We start from the raw sequence: 15443 nt of genomic DNA, 5'->3' as shown, positions 1-15443 counted from the left end.
GCGTATGAGTTCGCGCCCTGGTTCAATACCTCGCAACCACTGAACCCGAAGCGGTCGTTTATGCCCGCTTGGACCAACTTCAAACTTTACAGATGAGTCGAACGAACATGCAGAACGAAAAAGTCATGATCATAACGGGTGGCAGCTCTGGCATTGGTCGGGCGGCCGCGCTCCGTTTCGCGAACCAAGGCGACAAGGTGCTCATCACCGGCCGCCGCGCCGGCCCCGTCGAGCAAACGGTGGCGGAGCATAAGAATATCGCGGGCATCGTTGCGAATACCGCCTCTGCTGAAGACGCCGGGCGGACCATCGCCACGGCGGTCGACAACTGGGGCCGAGTGGATGGGCTCGTCAACAACGCCGGCGCGGGAGCCATCCTTCCGTTATCGGATGCGACAGCCGATCGGATCGCAGACATCTTTTCTGTCAATGTGCTCGGTCCGAGCCTGCTGGCCCGCGCCGCCCTTCCTCACCTGAAGGCGACGCAGGGCACCATCATCAACATCTCCTCGACCTTCGGTCACCGGCCGGCGGCGGGACTATCCCACTACGCCGCCAGCAAGGCGGCGCTGGAACACCTGACCCGCTGCTGGGCGCTCGAACTCGCGCCGCTCGGAATAAGGGTGAATGCGGTCGCCGCCGGGCCCACGGAATCCGGCGCCTTGACCGGGATGATGGGGCTATCTGCGGAACAGGCAGAAGCCGTCAAGGAAGACGAGCGCGCACGGATTCCGCTCGGTCGGCGCGGCGTTCCCGATGACATCGCGGAATGGATTGTCCAGCTTGCGGGCCCCGCCTCGCAATGGCTGACGGGCCAGGTTCTCGCCGTCGATGGCGGCTTGGGACTGGCTTAGTTTCCACGCTGCCAAAAGTCCAGCCATGTCCGTAAGTGAATTCAGAGCATGAGCGACTGCGCGTTGGTCATGGCGAGTTGATGGCGCTGCTCGAGACGTGATTCAATCTCTGACCGGGAGCCTCGAATCATGCGCTACGAACTCAGCGACTATGAATGGACCGCAATCAAGCCGATGCTGCCCAACAAGCCGCGCGGCGTTCGGCGGGTAAATGACCGTCGCGTGCTCAATGGCATCTTCTGGGTTCTGCGCTCGGGTGCGCCATGGCGCGACCTGCCGCCGACCTATGGTCCGCGCACCACCTGCTACAATCGCTTCGTTAGGTGGCGGCAGGCTGGCGTCTGTGACCAGATCATGGATACGCTTGCCGCCGGTCATGAACCGGCGGTGCAGATGATTGACACCTCGGTCGTCCGAGTGCACCAGCACGGAGCCTGCATCTCGGACAACAATCAGCAGGATATGGGTCGCTCGCGAGGGGGCCTGACCTGCAAGATTCACGCGGTGGTGGACACCAATGGCCTGCCGGTCCGTCTTGCCCTCACGCCCGGTGAAGCGCACGACAACCGGCTGTGTTCGGTCCTCCTCTGCGCCATGCTTCCCCAGACGATGTTGCTCGCGGATCGCGGCTACGACGCCGACTGGATCAGGGAGCTTGCCCGCCAGCAAGGCCCTTTCCGAGTTCGAGCAGCGCCTCTGAAAGCCCGAGTTTCGATCCCAGCGTCTTCCGTTAGCACTGGTAGAGGTGCCATTCGCCTTCGTGTCGGCGGAGGGTTAGAAATCCAATGACATCTCGGCCCTTATCGTTGGCGCCGCCGACCCGCTCCACGCTGACGTATAGCTTCGACTTTTGGCTCGCCCAAAGATCTACGAACTCCTCAAGCTGGCTGTCATCGAGTTCCTGGATCCGAATGGCAGGGCTTCTCATCGACTCCTCCGGTATGCGGTGCCGGATATAGCAGGCATGACCTTGGGTTGAGAAGATGTCGACCACCGCCCCTGCGCTAGAGGATTACTCACTTCGTCTGAGGCCTTCGAAGCGGGAGTCCCGTCATATCGCCAGTCGACAGGGTCACGCCGGCTCCTCGGAAACGACCTGCTCGGCCCAATTGTCGAGCGATGCGTCGGCCTTCCGGAAGAGCGCCGCGCGGATGGGATCATGGAGCATGATCTGCTTCAAAGTCTGGCCAGCGATGGAATCCTTGAACGCGACCTGATGGCCGAGGAAATCTCCGCGATGCAGCCCGAACTCGTGCGCCAGAAGCCGTACGTCATCGCTGTGAAGGTGCCCGAGAAACAACCGGGGCTCACGCGCTCTGTCGTGGCAAACAGCCCAGCCCGGCGGACCGGAATGGCTTCCGCGGCGCTGCCAGCCTGCTTCGGAATAGCAAAGGCAAGGCAGAGCGAATGCCTGTCCAATGAGGTCCACGCTGGACTCGCGGCCGCTCGAATTCTCCATGTGAAGAACAACGCGACGGGCTTCCACCATCGCACGAAAGCCGACGTCGCCGACCTCTTGCTCATGGAAGGCGAACTTCGTCGGTGGCTGCTTCATGGCTTCCTCGCGAGGCCGTTGGAGCGGGGATATGCAGGCATCTGGGGACCCAAAGAAGGTGATTTGACCCCCCTCACTTTTTTCGAGCTCAAAAATCGGCGAAAAATCGAGGCAGAATTTACGAGAAATATCAGCGGGATCTGCGATCGAGTCGTTCTCAAAACGAAATCGAGTCGTTCGTAAAGCGGAAATCGAGTCGTTCTCAAAGTGTCCGCACAAATTTGAAATCGCTGGTGGGCCCGGCAGGACTCGAACCTGCAACCAGACCGTTATGAGCGGCCGGCGCTAACCATTGAGCTACAGGCCGCCCAGCTGCCGCGCGCGCGATAGGCCTAAACCGCCGCAACAAACGTTACGAATTCGTTGGGCTTTCGCAGCTTGAAGGCCCGCTCAGGCGTGGAAATCTTCGCAATATTTGATGACACTTTCGCAGGTATCGTTGGACTGTCCAATCGTTCCTCCTTTGCCCGGCCATGCCAGATCGCGAACGCACCTGCGAGCAACACAGCGGCCGATATCACGAGGGAGGCATGCGCGCCCGTCATGAACGCGTTGTTCCCTCCGACCTGCGAGCCGAACAGGGCAACGCCAAGCACGCTGCCGGTCTGCCGCGTCGCGTTCAATACGCCCGCGGCGATGCCGGATCGCGACTTCTCGACACTGCCGAGCAGCGTTGAGGTCAAGGACGGCACGAGCAGGCCGAGCCCGCCGCCGAGGACCATGAGCTGAGCGCCGATCGCCCCGTAGCTGGTGCCTGAGGCCATGGGCAGCAGCGCAACGCAGCCCGCGGCAGTGATCACACAAGCCAACGCAATGGTTTGCGGCGAGCCGAGGCGCTCGCTGACCGACGCGGTGACCAGGTTGGCGGGCAGCACCATGGCCATCATGGGCACGAAGGCGAGGCCCGTTGCGAACGGCGACCAGCCATTGACCTTCTGGAAGTAGAGACTGAGCACGAAGATCAGGCCGTAGAAGGCGATGCTGAAAAGAAGCCCGACCAGAGCGGTCAGCGCGAACATGCGATGGCGGAACAGCGACAGCGCCAGCATCGGTTGTGGCGCGCGCGCCTCGCGCCATACGAACACGAGTCCGATTACGGCCGCCGCCGCGAAGCCTACGATGACGAGCGGGTGGCTCCAGCCGAGCGCGCCGGCCTCGATCAGGGCGCCGGCCAGTGTGCCGAGGGTTGCAATCGCCGCGATCTGTCCCGGCAGATCGATCTCGCGCTGCGCGAGCCGCGGCGTCTCCTCGGCATAGCGCCAGGCAAGCCAGAGGCCGGCGGCGCCAATCGGCAGGTTGACGAGAAAGATGGCGCGCCATCCGACCAGCGCGATCAGCGCGCCGCCGACGAAACGGCCCCGAAGTCAGTGCGACGCTCGCACCTGCGGCCCAGAAGCCGACAGCGCGGCCGCGCGCCTTCGGATCGGTATACGCGTGATTGAGCAGCGTCAGCGAGTTCGGCACTAGGATCGCCGCCGCCAGGCCCTGCACGGAGCGCGCAGCGATCAGGAACATCGCTGACGGGGCCAGTGCGCAGGCGAGCGAAGCCAACGTGAAGATTGCAAAGCCCCCGATGAATATCCGTTTGGCGCCAACGCGGTCCACCGAGCGCGCCGGCGGTCAAAATGAAGGCAGCGAACGCGATGGTATAGGCCGTCACCACCCATTGCAGCTCGGCGACGCTGCCGCCGAGCGAGGTGCCGATGCTGCTCAGCGCAGTGTTGACGATGGTGATATCGAGCTGCACCACGCCGAGGCCAAGACTCGTGGCGGCAAGCGCCAGCGCCGTCGCGAGAGGCGAACGGGATGACGTGTTGTGGGAGCGGGCTTGTTCCGGCCGCCTTGCGTTGAGCGAAGCTGTTTGCATTGATCACACTCAGTTGTCTGTGAGAATTTGACGGCTCGGATAAGCCTACGTTGCGTTCACATTCGATACCAATCGAATATTCGCAGCCGCGGGGATGATATCTTTCGCCCATCGCGGCACTTGCTTTCGCTGGGCTTGTTGGTGTCCAGGCAACCTATGTCCGGTGATCGAACCAGTCTTGCGGAACTACTACGGTCTCGGCCGAAGCATTTGCGCTGGCACTGCGTCCTCGTCGGCGTTAGGAGAAAGACATGGACACGGGACCCAAAATCGCCCAAGTCGCGGCGCTCATCGGCGATCCGGCGCGCGCCAACATGCTGAGCGCGCTGATGGATGGCCGAACGTTGACCGCCTCGGAGCTTGCCTATGTGTCTGGCGTGGCGCCACAGACGCCGAGTGGCCATCTTGCGAAACTCAGCGACGCCGGATTGCTCGCGCTCGCAAAGCAGGGCCGACGACGATATTTCCGCTTGGCCTCTCCGTCCGTCGCGCGCGTGCTGGAAGGTCTCATGGTCGTGGCGCAGGAAGGCCCCGCCCGGCAGCGCAATCTCTGGCGCGGCGGAGAGACGCTCCGACACGCGCGCACGTGCTATGACCACATGGCCGGCCGCATCGCGGTCGCAATCACCGACCGCCTGGTCCAACAGTCGTTTGTTCTGCTCGACGAGGATGGCGGACAATTAACCGATGCCGGTCGGTCATTCTTCGATGAGTTGGGCATCGATCTTCGCCTCGCCTCGAGGCGCCGAGTGTTCTGTCGCCCCTGTCTCGACTGGAGCGAGCGGCGGCCGCATCTGGCAGGGGCGGTCGGCGCTGCCATTCTTCATCACGCGCTCGAGCACGATTGGGTCGAGCATGTCCGGGATAGCCGCGCGCTCGTCGTCACTCCGGTTGGCGTTAGAGAACTCGCCACAACGTTCGGCATCGAGAGCGCACGCCCGACGGACGGTTGCGAAGGGCCTGTTGCATCACTGTCCCGAGGCCGGGTAGCGGTTATCCCGGTTGAGTCAGCGTTCCCCGGCCGGAGGTAGCGCTGCGATCAGCCGCTTCGGCCGAGAGTACTGTCCGTACTTGACATTCAGAATCACGGTGGACAGTGCACTTGGTTCGCACTCCGTCAGCGCAATTGCCGTTTGCTCTCTTGCATCAGGTAAGCGGCGCATTTTGGCGGTGATAGCGCATTCCGAAATGGCGCGCCACGGCCGATGAAGATGGGCACTATAGCTTCGCCGTGGCGCTATGACGCTACAGCCTTGCACGCGCTCGCCTCCGAAGACCCTGCGACCACCTGCGACTTGGCGCTTCGCCGCGAAATTGGAGTAATTTCCGAGATCGAGGGCAAAGTCGAAAACAGAAGTCTGATGTATTATTTCGTAGTTTTACCCATTCAGGAGTCGCCCGGCCGCGAGGGCCTTCTCGATCGGCCGCGCGTTGCGGCACTTGCGGGGCGCGACGGAGTCTGAATATCGAACGAGAGCAACGCATCGACGAGGTCCTCGTCCGACAGCCCGGCGCGCATGAAGGGTCTTATTCGATTGCCCACCCGCATTAGCGCAAAGCCGTGCGCCAGCGACGCATAGGCGATCGTCATCGCCTTTATCGTTTGCTCGTCTGAGTTGGGCCGGGTCGCTCTCACTCGCTCTTCCAACGCGACATAGCAGGCGCTGGCCACCTCTGCGAGCGCCGGGTCAGCCGACGTATCGCTCAGCAGGTCGGAGGCAAACATCAAGCGGAAAAGCTGTGGCCGATCCGCGGCCAGTTCGAGAAAAGCTCGGCCACAAGCACGCAGCCGGGCGCCCGGGCTCTTTTCGCGCGCGCTATCCTTATAGCGCTTCAGCAGTTCTGCAAAGCCCTGGGCCGCAAGCGCCGCCAACAGAGCGTCACGGTCGGTAAAATGCCGATAGGGCGCGCTATGCGCAACTCCGATCAACGACGCGAGTTCGCGCAACGAAAGCGTCTCGAAGCCGCGGCGCTCAATTTCAGAGGCCGCCGCCTTGAGCAGCGCCGCCCGCAGGTCTCCATGATGATAGGTGCGTTTCGTGGTCACGACGAACTTGATGTTGACACGGCACACATCAAGATGCAATGTGACCGGTGTCTACATTGGGCGCATGGAGCCCCGCACCTCCGAACACTGAGAGGTTTCACATGCATCTGCGCTCATTCCTGATGATCGCTGCCACCGCATTCGGAACAGCGACAGCCCATGGACAGGCCCTTCAGCCAGGCCCAAACCGGGTCACGTTTCAATCCGCGTCATATACAGAATTTCGCCAACTCCAGTCGCGCGAAGCCCCTGCCGCAACGATCACGGTGCCTGCTACCTTGAGCTTTCCCGACGAAGCGGGGAATCGCTATCCCGCTGTCGTCATCGTACACACGATTGCTGGCTATCTCGACGCCAATGAAGGGCAATACGCGGCTGAACTACGCAAGGCGGGGTTCGCCACCTTGACCTATGATAGCTTTGCTGCACGCGGAACGACTGGGATTGCAGCATCACGTTCCGGCCCGGGCATTTGGCCGACTGGGGTGGCAGATGCCTACGCAGCGTTGGGGCTGCTCGCCAGCCATCCTAAAATCGACGCCAGTCGAATCGCTATCGTCGGCTTCTCGTTTGGCGGCGAGGTTGCTCATCTGACGGCCTTTGAGCAACTGCGCGCCGCGGTCAATCCGAGTCAAGCTCGCTTTGCCGCTCACGTCGCGTACTATCCGGCAGGTGTCTTTGGCGCGATCGCTGAACGAGGGGCCTACACCGGATCGCCGGTCCTCATACTCCTCGGCGAAAAGGACGACAATCTGCCGGTGGCGAAAGTCGAGGGCTATCTCGCTTACGCGAAAGCCGCGGGATCCCCGACTCCGATCGAGGTCGTGACCTATCCCGACGCCTACCATGCATGGACGGTTCCTAGTTTGACGACCTTGCGCTTCTATCCGGAATACCCGAGCGCGAAGAAGTGTCCGCTTATCCTGATCGGGCCAAACAGACCCTCGCTGCTCGTCGATGACCAATTGGAGCCCTTTGACCCAGGCACTTTCGGCTCCTGCATGGGCAAGGCGCCGGGCTATTCCATGGTTTACGATGCTGCGGTTCGCGCGAAGTCGGCTGCCGAAGCGATGGGATTCCTACGACTGCATCTCAGGCCTGAGTAGCCGTGGATAGGGCTATGGGCGGCGAAGTTACTCCCGATCGAAGGACGGCAAGATAGAAGCGGGCGCCGTCCGCTCGCCCGGGTTGCAAGCGTTTGTCTGCACATTGGTTTTGGAGATGGCGCATGGCTGGCAGGGAAAGGGGCCGTGTTGGCGCAGCCGACACGATTCGAACGTGTGGCCTTCGTCTTCGGAGGGCGACGCTCTATCCAGCTGAGCTACGGGTGCTTACTGCTTACGCAGTGCTTACGCGAATTTCGCGAATGAGTGAACCCCAACGCGTAACCCTCGCAAGCCCTTGTAGTTCAATACTCTTTCTTCGTCACTTTTCACACCAGCCGGCTTGACACGTGCCTTCGGAGGGCAACGCCAAGCGACCGCCTGAAATAGCAATTTGAGATGGTTGCATGTCCGCGCTTTGAACCGGTTTCGTCTGACGCAGGCAGCGCGGAAATTTTACGCCGCTCTGCGACGCCGCCGCCGAAAGCGCGTTCGCCTTCGATTTTCTGCGACATTGCTCGCTTATCGCTGATGTTCAACGTTAGGAACCTGACAGCATTTGCATAGACCGCATAAAACCTGAGCTGGCCCAATCGCTTGCGTTCCGCGTCAAGCGGATGATTGAAGAAAGTAACGCAAGCTGATCGGGCCTGTCCGGCATGATGACCACCTTCGGCGGCGACATCCAGGTATGGTCGGCCGAGGGCGACATCAGCCGCCGAGTTCGAAGCTTTCGCTGAATTGGATCGGCGTCTCGTCGATCAGCTTTTTGAGATGTGCCTTACGTTCGACCAGCGGCAGCTTCCGAAGATCGTAGCCATTGAGATAGAGCAGATCGAACGCTACCATCACGATCTTGGCAGACTTGCCTTTCAGCTCGTTCTGCAGCACCGAAAAATCCGTCGTGCCGTCGGCTGAGGGGACGACGACCTCGCCGTCGATGATCGCAGAGCCCGCGTTGATCACGTAAGCGTCGGCGGCATTCTTCTTGAAGCGCTTGGTCCAGTCTTTTCCGCGCCGCGTGAATACCTTGATGTCGTCGTTGGCAAGATGAGGCTGGACGCGATAGCCATCGAACTTGATCTCGTGAATCCAGCGCGTCCCGGAAGGCACCCGATCGCCTGTGTCGCCAACGCGGGCTCGATGAAGCCGGGGTAGGGGGCCTTGGTACCGATCGCGGCCGGCTTCTTACGCTGAAACGTCACTCAAGAGACTCCACGCGATGGAGGCCGATTCAAGGTGGCGCAACTTGGTTCGTTTCGGCTCAGAGTGTTCCACGTGTTTTGTCGCTGTTCCGACTCCGGAACTTGGAAACCTTTTTTGGTATTGCCGAGTTTTCCCGACCGATAGGACGTACCTCAGGGAGACGTCATGCAGGAGTATCGCATTTTCATTCTGGGTCGGGACGGACACATTATGGACCGACACGAATTCCTGGCCCCTGACGATAACGCGGCGAAAGAGCACGCCAAGCAGATGGTGGATGGCCACGACATCGAGCTATGGGAGCGAGGGCGAAAGATAGCTGAACTGAGGAGCAAGGAGTGCCGGGCGCGATGACGATGGAAGATATGCTTCAACTTGCCTTGGTTGTTGTCTTTTCCGCGGTGTTGCTGGCGACCAGCCAATCGTTTACGCACTATCGATCGTCAAGAAACGCCGATGTGCCTGCTGCTGCAGTGATCTTGCGTGCGGAGAGACCGACGTTCCTCCTATTTGAGCATGCCCTAGTATCAAGAAAATGTCAGTCCTGCTTCCTGCGGCGCCTGATGAGCCAGTAGACGCCGTAGCCAACGGCAAGGATCGGAAGACCTGCACCGGCGATCGGCCCAGGGGCTCCGCTGACGTGCTTGTTCTGGCCCGGCGCTTTTGCGCAATTTCCCCTGTCGTTGCAGGCTTGCGCAGGCGGGGTGACCGTCGTCAGAGCGAGGGCCAAAATCGCGGCCGCCATGCCAAAACCGGTCGTCATTGCCTTCTACTTTATTTCTGACCGACATTAAATGTGAAATTAAATTATACAGTAAAAAATTAAGGTACAATTAGTTAATTGCCGAATTTTCCCGACTATATTAGGATCCGTTCCCTTCTAAATAGGGAGGGCGGCTGGTATGCGCGCTTCAACATGCAGTGCCAACGAGCTTTGCGAGCAACTGGCGTCAGATACGGACGTGCTGGCACGAAAGATGTCCGATTTGCTTTCGCTTCGAAAAATCGTTGCCGGCGTTGAAATCGTCGCTGCTTCGCATAGCAGCATACCCAGCGCGCCGCGAATGGGGCCCGAGCACACGCGCGGTTGAGCTTACAGAGGGGCAAATCCGGACCCGGCTTCATCGGTTTTACGATGGCGCGGGACGCCCATTGTAAACTCGATTCGCAGGGAGATGGCCATGGCTGTTGTTGCCGCTTGTTCCCGGGCTGCTCATCATATGTGAGCGCTCGTGCGGGCGGCGGCTCGTAGGTTTCGCGGGCGACGAATTTCTGACCGCGATTGTACGTTAGCGGCATTTATTGAGAGAGAGCAATCGACAGGCGCATCTGGAAGGGCGCCGAAGTTGTGGGCAGAGTGCGCTCAAATCCGCGACGTTGCGACTGACGTGGACAAACGGAAGTTTTTCGCAGAACTGGCCGGTCACCGAGCCTGGCCGCGTCGGATTAGAGCGCGCCATTGCGGCCGAGAAGGCGAACGAGCTGTGAGCGGGCTATTCTGGCGCCTTGGCTGCCATGCTTTCGGCCTACGGTTTTAGCGCTTACCCGAGCATTATCACCCGTTCGAATGCCGCGTCGACCCCATCTATAAACGCCAACGCGCGGGGCAGTGATGTCGCCTCGTAGCTGATGGCGCCGCCAGGGCCGCTCCACATGATCTCGACGCGCCAGTGATCGTCGACCCGGGCGACCGATCCGGCCAGCGTGTTCGGGGCGCGCTTGATGTTCACCCTGTTGTCGTCAACTTGGTCGGTTCGGAACGTTGTCATGGTTCGGCCCTTCCTTGTCTCGGGCCTCCGCCTGGATGACGGCCGCACTTAAACTCGGCCCCATCTTTAGCGTTCCAAAATCCGGCCGGCCAACAACACATCACAATGGAGCTTGACGGCCTCGCTGCTGGCGGAGGGAGCTGGCGTTTGTTGTATCGAAGTGTTCAAAAGATCTCGTAATGCAATCAAATTGTCCAACGTTGTGACAATGCGAGCACGCACGATGCTTTCATGCTCAATCCTATTGGAATCAAATAAAGGACCTGCCTTTGGTCGAACGTTTGTAAATGTAAGAGTCATGAGCGGTCCAGGCCCTGATGCGAAATTGATTTTTCCTACGCAAAGCGTTTCGGGAACATTGCCCGCGTCTACCGAGAGCGGCTCCTTGGTCATGAACGGTCTCCCAAAGATTTTCCGATCCTGGCGGCTTATTGAAGAAAGACTTGACCCCGGCCTGCGGAATTTTTGCGTACAATGACTAGGTCGAAGTACGTTTGAGCGACTGCTTCGTTCCTCTGAGCCTGCGTTGCATATTTTTCCCGACTGTGGGAACCGGCCTGTTCTAGCGAGGTTTCTATGGCCGCACGCACGTTTCACCACCATGGCGTGTTGTGCAACTGCAACTTGGCAGCCCGGTTCTCACGACCGGGCTGCTTTTTGGAGCGCTGGCAGAGGGAATTGGGACGCTTGGTGCTGCCGCTTGGTGCGCGACTTCTGGGCTACCTTTTCTGGATGGCCTAGGGGCCGTCCTCGATGTATTTCATGCTGCGAGCTTGTCTTCCTTATCGGGGCCGCGCATGGCGATCTTAAGGGCGTCGTCGCGCATGCGTCGCGCCTGGCTGAGCCACAAGTCTAGGGCGCGTACTCACAAAATGCGACGTCCGCTTCCGGGGGTAATGCGGACGCTTTGTGCCTGTCCCGAGAATTTCGCCTCATGACCCTGGCTGTGTGAAAAGCCACGAGTCGGCTACGATTCCTCCGTTTCCTGATTGGGGGATACGGATGGGACGCTTCGTTGAAGGCGCGGACAGATCCCAGCTGACGCTCTTGCCGGAATGTCTGGAGGATTGGATAAGCGAGGGCAACGCGGCCCATGTGATCGATGTGTTTGTCGAGGCGCTCGACCTGCATGGACTGGGGTTTGAGCGTGTGATCGCGAAGGAGACGGGCCGGCCCTCCTATCATCCGGCAGTCCTTCTGAAGCTTTACATCTACGGTTATCTCAATCGGGTGCAATCCAGTCGTCGTCTGGAACGTGAGGCGTGCCGCAATATCGAGGTGATGTGGCTGATCGGCCGCCTGGCTCCCGATCACAAGACAATCGCCGATTTCCGGAAGGACAATGGTGCGGCGATCCGGAAGGTTTGTGCGAAGTTCATTGCACTATGCCGGCAAATGGGCCTGTTGCAGACCCCAAGCGTCGCAATCGACGGCAGCAAGTTCAAGGCGGTGAACAACCGCGACCGCAACTTCACGCATGCCAAGATGGCGAGGCGGATGGCGCAGATCGAGGAAAGCGTCGGTCGATATCTGCGTCAACTCGATAGCGCCGATCGGCAGGAGCCATCGGAAGCGATCAGCATCAAGACGACGAGGACCAAGGAAAAGATCGCTCGGCTGCAGCAGGAGATGAGCCGCCTGGAAGTGCTTGATGCGCAGATGCGCAACACGCCGGATCAACAGATATCGCTCACCGATCCGGATGCCCGTTCGATGGCCACCAGCGGACGCGGATCGGGTGTCGTCGGCTACAATGTCCAGGTCGCGGTGGACACCGAGCACCATCTGATTGTTACGCACGAGGTCATAAACGTCGGCAACGACCGTGGGCAGCTTGCTCGGATGTCGAAGCAAGCCAAAGAAGTGCTCGAAGTGGACAAGCTCGAGGCGGTCGCCGACCGTGGCTACTTCGACGGAGAGGAGATATTAGCCTGCGAAGAGGCTGGCGTTGCAGTCACCTTGCCCAAGCCCATGACGTCGAACGCCAAGGCGGAGGGCCGGTTCGGCAAACAGGACTTCGCCTACCTGCCTGATGAGGACGTCTACCGCTGCCCATCCGGCCAGCTGCTGCCCTATCACTACACCAACATCGAGCATGGAATGACGCTGCGCCGTTACTGGTCGACAGCGGCGTGCCAAGGCTGCGCGATCAAGAGCCAATGCACGCCGTCAAAGGAGCGCCGCATCACGCGCTGGGAGCATGAGCATGTGGTCGAGGAGGTCCAGAGACGGCTCGATTCCGATCCCGACGCCATGCGGACGCGGCGCGAGACGGTTGAGCATCCCTTCGGCACGATCAAAGCCCGTATGGGTGCAACGCACTTCCTGATGAAGCGCCTACGGAATGTCGCCGCTGAGATGGCGCTGCATGTTCTCGCTTATAACCTCACACGGGTGATGAACATCGTCGGCAAACCGAGCCTGATTGCAGCCATCCGCGCCGCCTGAAGGCCGGAAAGTGCGTCCAAAAGCGCGATAACGCGTCCCTATATCCACCTTGGCCGGCTATCGGACGTTTGGAACGCGTGGCCTGCAACGATTGTCGACCACGGCCGCGTCCCGTTTGCACACAACCAAGACCCGAAGCAGACGTCAACGCCAACTTCCTCTTGGTTCATATGCGCTCGATAGGAGCCGAAGTAGCGGGAGCGTGCGCGACCCTGACGTCCTTGTAAGTCGATCGAACGGCGTCGAGCACCGCCTCGTCCGATGAAGTGAGTTCGTAGAAGGTGCTGCCTGTTGCGCGTACAATAACCCATGCGCCGCTCTGCTCCGGGAGAACTGTCCCCGAATTATCTGCCACGCTGCATGAGCGGCCTCCGAAAGCGTATCGCCGCTGACCGACGAGCCACTGGCCGCGAGCAGTTCCAGCTTATCCTGCCCGGCCGACTTGGCCCCGTCATCATGAATTCATCAATGGAGCGGCCAAGACGTGGATATTCCACGCTAATCGGTGACACCGTCCAACTGGCTTCGAGCGAGCGTGGAGCAGTAGATCGATAAGATCGCGCAGATCGATGGCCAGAATGCCATCCCGACAATCGTAGATGCGTAGTGTCGTCATTGGTGCCATATCAATTGAGCCTCAGCGATAAACTGCAATTCGCTGAGATGAATCGTCTCTCGAAGCATAGATTGAACGCCAATCAAGTACGTCCGAACGAGTTCCTTCTGTCCGTCAGCGAAACCGGTCCAATATTCCTGCCACCAACTTCCAGTAGTTCGGCGCTCCCTTCCGGCTGGTAGAAGACTTTCCAGAGGCCAATCGACAAAGGCCAAATCATTCAAACCGCCGACCAACAGGGATGGTAAATAATATCGAAAGGCATTCGGATCGATGTACCGCCTAGCACTACTCGCGTGAGCCCCCCGTCATCCTCCAGTCGAATATCGTCACATCAACCCAAGGACGATGCGCAATCCTCCTCGCAAGATCTTCCGGGATATCACCAATGAGTGGTTGATTGCCGTCGATCCAAAACTTTTCGGGGACAGGTTTGACGGGGAACGCGTTGTGTATGAGTTCAGATAGTTCGGCTGCTACCATGGCGATGCACGTGCCCTCGCGGCTTCGAAGTCATCGATCCCACGAAGTTGTAGCATGCGCGGGGCAGGTCACCGGATCGTCCTATCTGTACCGAAACAAGGCTAGATTGATCGAGCGCTACCTCTATTACTTCGTGATGATCACGAAGCATGGAGCCTATATTGACGGATTTTCTGGGCCGCAGTATCCCGACAAGGAAGATGCTTGGGCGGCAAAGCTCGTATTGGAATCGCGACCGCCATTCTTGAGAAAATTCTGGCTGTGCGAGCAGAGCAAAGAAAAACTCCCCGGCTCTATGAGCGCGCCTCCGTCATCGTGACCACCAATCTCACCTTTGGCGAATGGCTGCTCTTCTGCGCGCTCCATTGCCGTGAACCGCTGCCCGACCTTGTCGGGCTTGCGCGGTTCATAACGGACTTGCCCGCTGATCACCGGTCGAGCAAATACGCAGTGCTCGCCATCCTAAAAAGGGAATCCCTCGACGTCGCGGCATTGCGTCGGGACGTCGATGGGCTTCTATCCTGGCTTCCCCTCATCGATACGGCACCCCCCCGAGGATTTCACGGCAATCCTGAGCGAGGCATTTTCGCCCAAGCTCTGGGATGCTCTCGATCGTGAGCATAGGTCCAGCCTTGTCGAAGCGGAGATGCTCTTCGCTCGCTTCCGTCGTATGAGACCATCCGAGAGGGGCGGGCAGCCGATCGACGCCCTGGTCGTGCGATGGTCCAGAGTTGCGGAGCCCATTCTTAGGCTTGTCCTAGCGGCGTTGGGCGCTTCGGCGGAGGGGAGGCCACTGGGTCAATTGATCGGGATTACAAAGAAAATCCTAGATCGCGACGGCATCGCTTGGAGCGCCGAACTTCGGGAAAGATTTCGCTTTCTGCCGGTAGCGCTACATGAGCTCGACAGATTGGACCTCGTCAACAAGAAAGGGGTTAACCATTCCGACGGCGTTAAATTGACGTGGGCACACGTCGTTGACGCACATACAAGCATCCACTGGGTTATGAGAACTCTTCTCGAAGCTGCTGTCGGCCCCGCGTCTTCCGAGTGATTCAGGAGGGGTCCGCGGTGGCGACCGACTCGCATAGCTTGCCGTGATCGGATGGTGGAAAGCCGCAATGGGTGCGGAGCCGAGGCGGAAGGCGGTGAGGAAAAAAGGTGGTCGCCGGCCGCATGAGCCGGACGTCTACTACGTCATCGCGATCGACGGCAGAGATTGGAGCTATTTGCTCAGCCTGAACACGGAACGGGCTCCGATCCTTACCATGAATTTCGCCATCTCGAAATTCGAGGCCGGCTGCTGCACCCGAAGGGGCTGAAGACGGACCGGATCGCGCTAACTTGATCTATTAGGATTCGACAAGGCTCAGCTCGCCGACAAGGTCGGCATTTCGCGAAAGACGATTGCCCTTATCGAGACAATGAAGGCGAGCCCGATTGATCCTCGCCGACGGGCTATCCTTCAAGAGCTCCGACGTCAGATGGAAGATGA

General features: G+C 59.6%; 11 protein-coding genes, 2 tRNA genes and 3 pseudogenes. 8 read left to right on the top strand and 8 right to left on the bottom strand.

Translation table 11 applies throughout. From position 1 onward, the window contains the following. Positions 1-107 precede the first annotated feature (107 nt). The 3 genes and pseudogenes from ACZIRK_RS17005 (at position 108) to ACZIRK_RS16995 (ending at position 2592) form a co-directional block, all read left to right on the top strand. Positions 108-854 (top strand): SDR family NAD(P)-dependent oxidoreductase, encoded by a 747-nt coding sequence (locus tag ACZIRK_RS17005; RefSeq protein WP_130229653.1) that lies wholly within the window; start codon positions 108-110, stop codon positions 852-854. A gap of 129 nt (positions 855-983) precedes the next feature. Continuing rightward, a pseudogene (locus tag ACZIRK_RS17000) lies at positions 984-1532 on the top strand (IS5 family transposase); the annotation flags it as partial. Positions 1533-2013: 481 nt separating this feature from the next. After that, positions 2014-2592 carry a hypothetical protein gene (locus ACZIRK_RS16995; protein WP_165435548.1) on the top strand — a complete coding sequence of 193 codons (579 nt, stop codon included), beginning with the start codon at positions 2014-2016 and terminating at the stop codon, positions 2590-2592. Between the two features lie 48 nt (positions 2593-2640). On the opposite strand, the gene ACZIRK_RS16990 is transcribed toward ACZIRK_RS16995, so the two are convergent. Next, positions 2641-2716 (bottom strand) — tRNA-Ile (locus ACZIRK_RS16990). A gap of 163 nt (positions 2717-2879) precedes the next feature. Continuing rightward, positions 2880-4276: pseudogene (locus tag ACZIRK_RS16985) on the bottom strand (MFS transporter); the annotation flags it as partial. 251 nt (positions 4277-4527) lie between these two features. On the opposite strand from ACZIRK_RS16985, the gene ACZIRK_RS16980 reads away from it, so the two are divergent. Further along, positions 4528-5307, top strand: a complete 780-nt coding sequence (locus tag ACZIRK_RS16980; RefSeq protein WP_130229654.1) for an ArsR/SmtB family transcription factor — start codon at positions 4528-4530, stop codon at positions 5305-5307. 356 nt (positions 5308-5663) lie between these two features. On the opposite strand, the gene ACZIRK_RS16975 is transcribed toward ACZIRK_RS16980, so the two are convergent. Beyond that, positions 5664-6323, bottom strand: coding sequence for a TetR/AcrR family transcriptional regulator (locus ACZIRK_RS16975; protein ID WP_165435549.1), 660 nt, complete (start codon positions 6321-6323; stop codon positions 5664-5666). A gap of 101 nt (positions 6324-6424) precedes the next feature. On the opposite strand from ACZIRK_RS16975, the gene ACZIRK_RS16970 reads away from it, so the two are divergent. After that, positions 6425-7429, top strand: a complete 1005-nt coding sequence (locus tag ACZIRK_RS16970; protein ID WP_130229656.1) for a dienelactone hydrolase family protein — start codon at positions 6425-6427, stop codon at positions 7427-7429. Between the two features lie 148 nt (positions 7430-7577). Here ACZIRK_RS16970 and ACZIRK_RS16965 read toward each other — a convergent pair. From ACZIRK_RS16965 to ACZIRK_RS16945, 5 genes and pseudogenes are all read right to left on the bottom strand, one after another. Beyond that, positions 7578-7654, bottom strand: a tRNA-Arg gene (locus ACZIRK_RS16965). 486 nt (positions 7655-8140) lie between these two features. Beyond that, positions 8141-8631: pseudogene (locus tag ACZIRK_RS16960) on the bottom strand (ATP-dependent DNA ligase); the annotation flags it as partial. A gap of 539 nt (positions 8632-9170) precedes the next feature. Further along, entirely contained in the window at positions 9171-9395 is a 225-nt protein-coding gene (locus ACZIRK_RS16955; RefSeq protein WP_130231784.1) for a hypothetical protein, read from the bottom strand. 778 nt (positions 9396-10173) lie between these two features. Next, on the bottom strand, positions 10174-10401 hold the full coding sequence (locus ACZIRK_RS16950) for a hypothetical protein (RefSeq protein WP_130231782.1): 228 nt from the start codon (positions 10399-10401) through the stop codon (positions 10174-10176). A gap of 66 nt (positions 10402-10467) precedes the next feature. Then, positions 10468-10794 (bottom strand): hypothetical protein, encoded by a 327-nt coding sequence (locus ACZIRK_RS16945; protein WP_130231780.1) that lies wholly within the window; start codon positions 10792-10794, stop codon positions 10468-10470. Between the two features lie 609 nt (positions 10795-11403). On the opposite strand from ACZIRK_RS16945, the gene ACZIRK_RS16940 reads away from it, so the two are divergent. The 3 genes from ACZIRK_RS16940 to ACZIRK_RS16930 all read left to right on the top strand — a co-directional run bounded on the left by ACZIRK_RS16940 (position 11404) and on the right by ACZIRK_RS16930 (position 15270). Next, positions 11404-12849 carry an IS1182 family transposase gene (locus tag ACZIRK_RS16940; RefSeq protein WP_463327771.1) on the top strand — a complete coding sequence of 482 codons (1446 nt, stop codon included), beginning with the start codon at positions 11404-11406 and terminating at the stop codon, positions 12847-12849. 1303 nt (positions 12850-14152) lie between these two features. Beyond that, a complete protein-coding gene (locus ACZIRK_RS16935) occupies positions 14153-14566 on the top strand; it encodes a hypothetical protein (protein WP_130231735.1) in 414 nt (137 codons plus the stop codon). A gap of 530 nt (positions 14567-15096) precedes the next feature. Next, positions 15097-15270, top strand: a complete 174-nt coding sequence (locus ACZIRK_RS16930) for a hypothetical protein (RefSeq protein ID WP_165435647.1) — start codon at positions 15097-15099, stop codon at positions 15268-15270. The last annotated feature ends 173 nt before the right edge of the window (positions 15271-15443 follow it).

It is taken from the genome of Bradyrhizobium sp. Leo114, assembly GCF_055229415.2.
The sequence above is the reverse complement of the archived record's forward strand: the minus strand, read 5'-3'. Positions and strand labels throughout refer to the sequence as shown.

Bases quoted from the DNA above. Each gene is read 5' to 3' on its own strand.
- ACZIRK_RS17005 (WP_130229653.1), top strand. From the start codon at position 108: ATGCAGAACGAAAAAGTCATGATCATAACGGGTGGCAGCTCTGGCATT.
- ACZIRK_RS16995 (WP_165435548.1), top strand. From the start codon at position 2,014: ATGGAGCATGATCTGCTTCAAAGTCTGGCCAGCGATGGAATCCTTGAA.
- ACZIRK_RS16980 (WP_130229654.1), top strand. From the start codon at position 4,528: ATGGACACGGGACCCAAAATCGCCCAAGTCGCGGCGCTCATCGGCGAT.
- ACZIRK_RS16970 (WP_130229656.1), top strand. From the start codon at position 6,425: ATGCATCTGCGCTCATTCCTGATGATCGCTGCCACCGCATTCGGAACA.
- ACZIRK_RS16955 (WP_130231784.1), bottom strand. From the start codon at position 9,395: ATGACGACCGGTTTTGGCATGGCGGCCGCGATTTTGGCCCTCGCTCTG.
- ACZIRK_RS16950 (WP_130231782.1), bottom strand. From the start codon at position 10,401: ATGACAACGTTCCGAACCGACCAAGTTGACGACAACAGGGTGAACATC.
- ACZIRK_RS16945 (WP_130231780.1), bottom strand. From the start codon at position 10,794: ATGACCAAGGAGCCGCTCTCGGTAGACGCGGGCAATGTTCCCGAAACG.
- ACZIRK_RS16940 (WP_463327771.1), top strand. From the start codon at position 11,404: ATGGGACGCTTCGTTGAAGGCGCGGACAGATCCCAGCTGACGCTCTTG.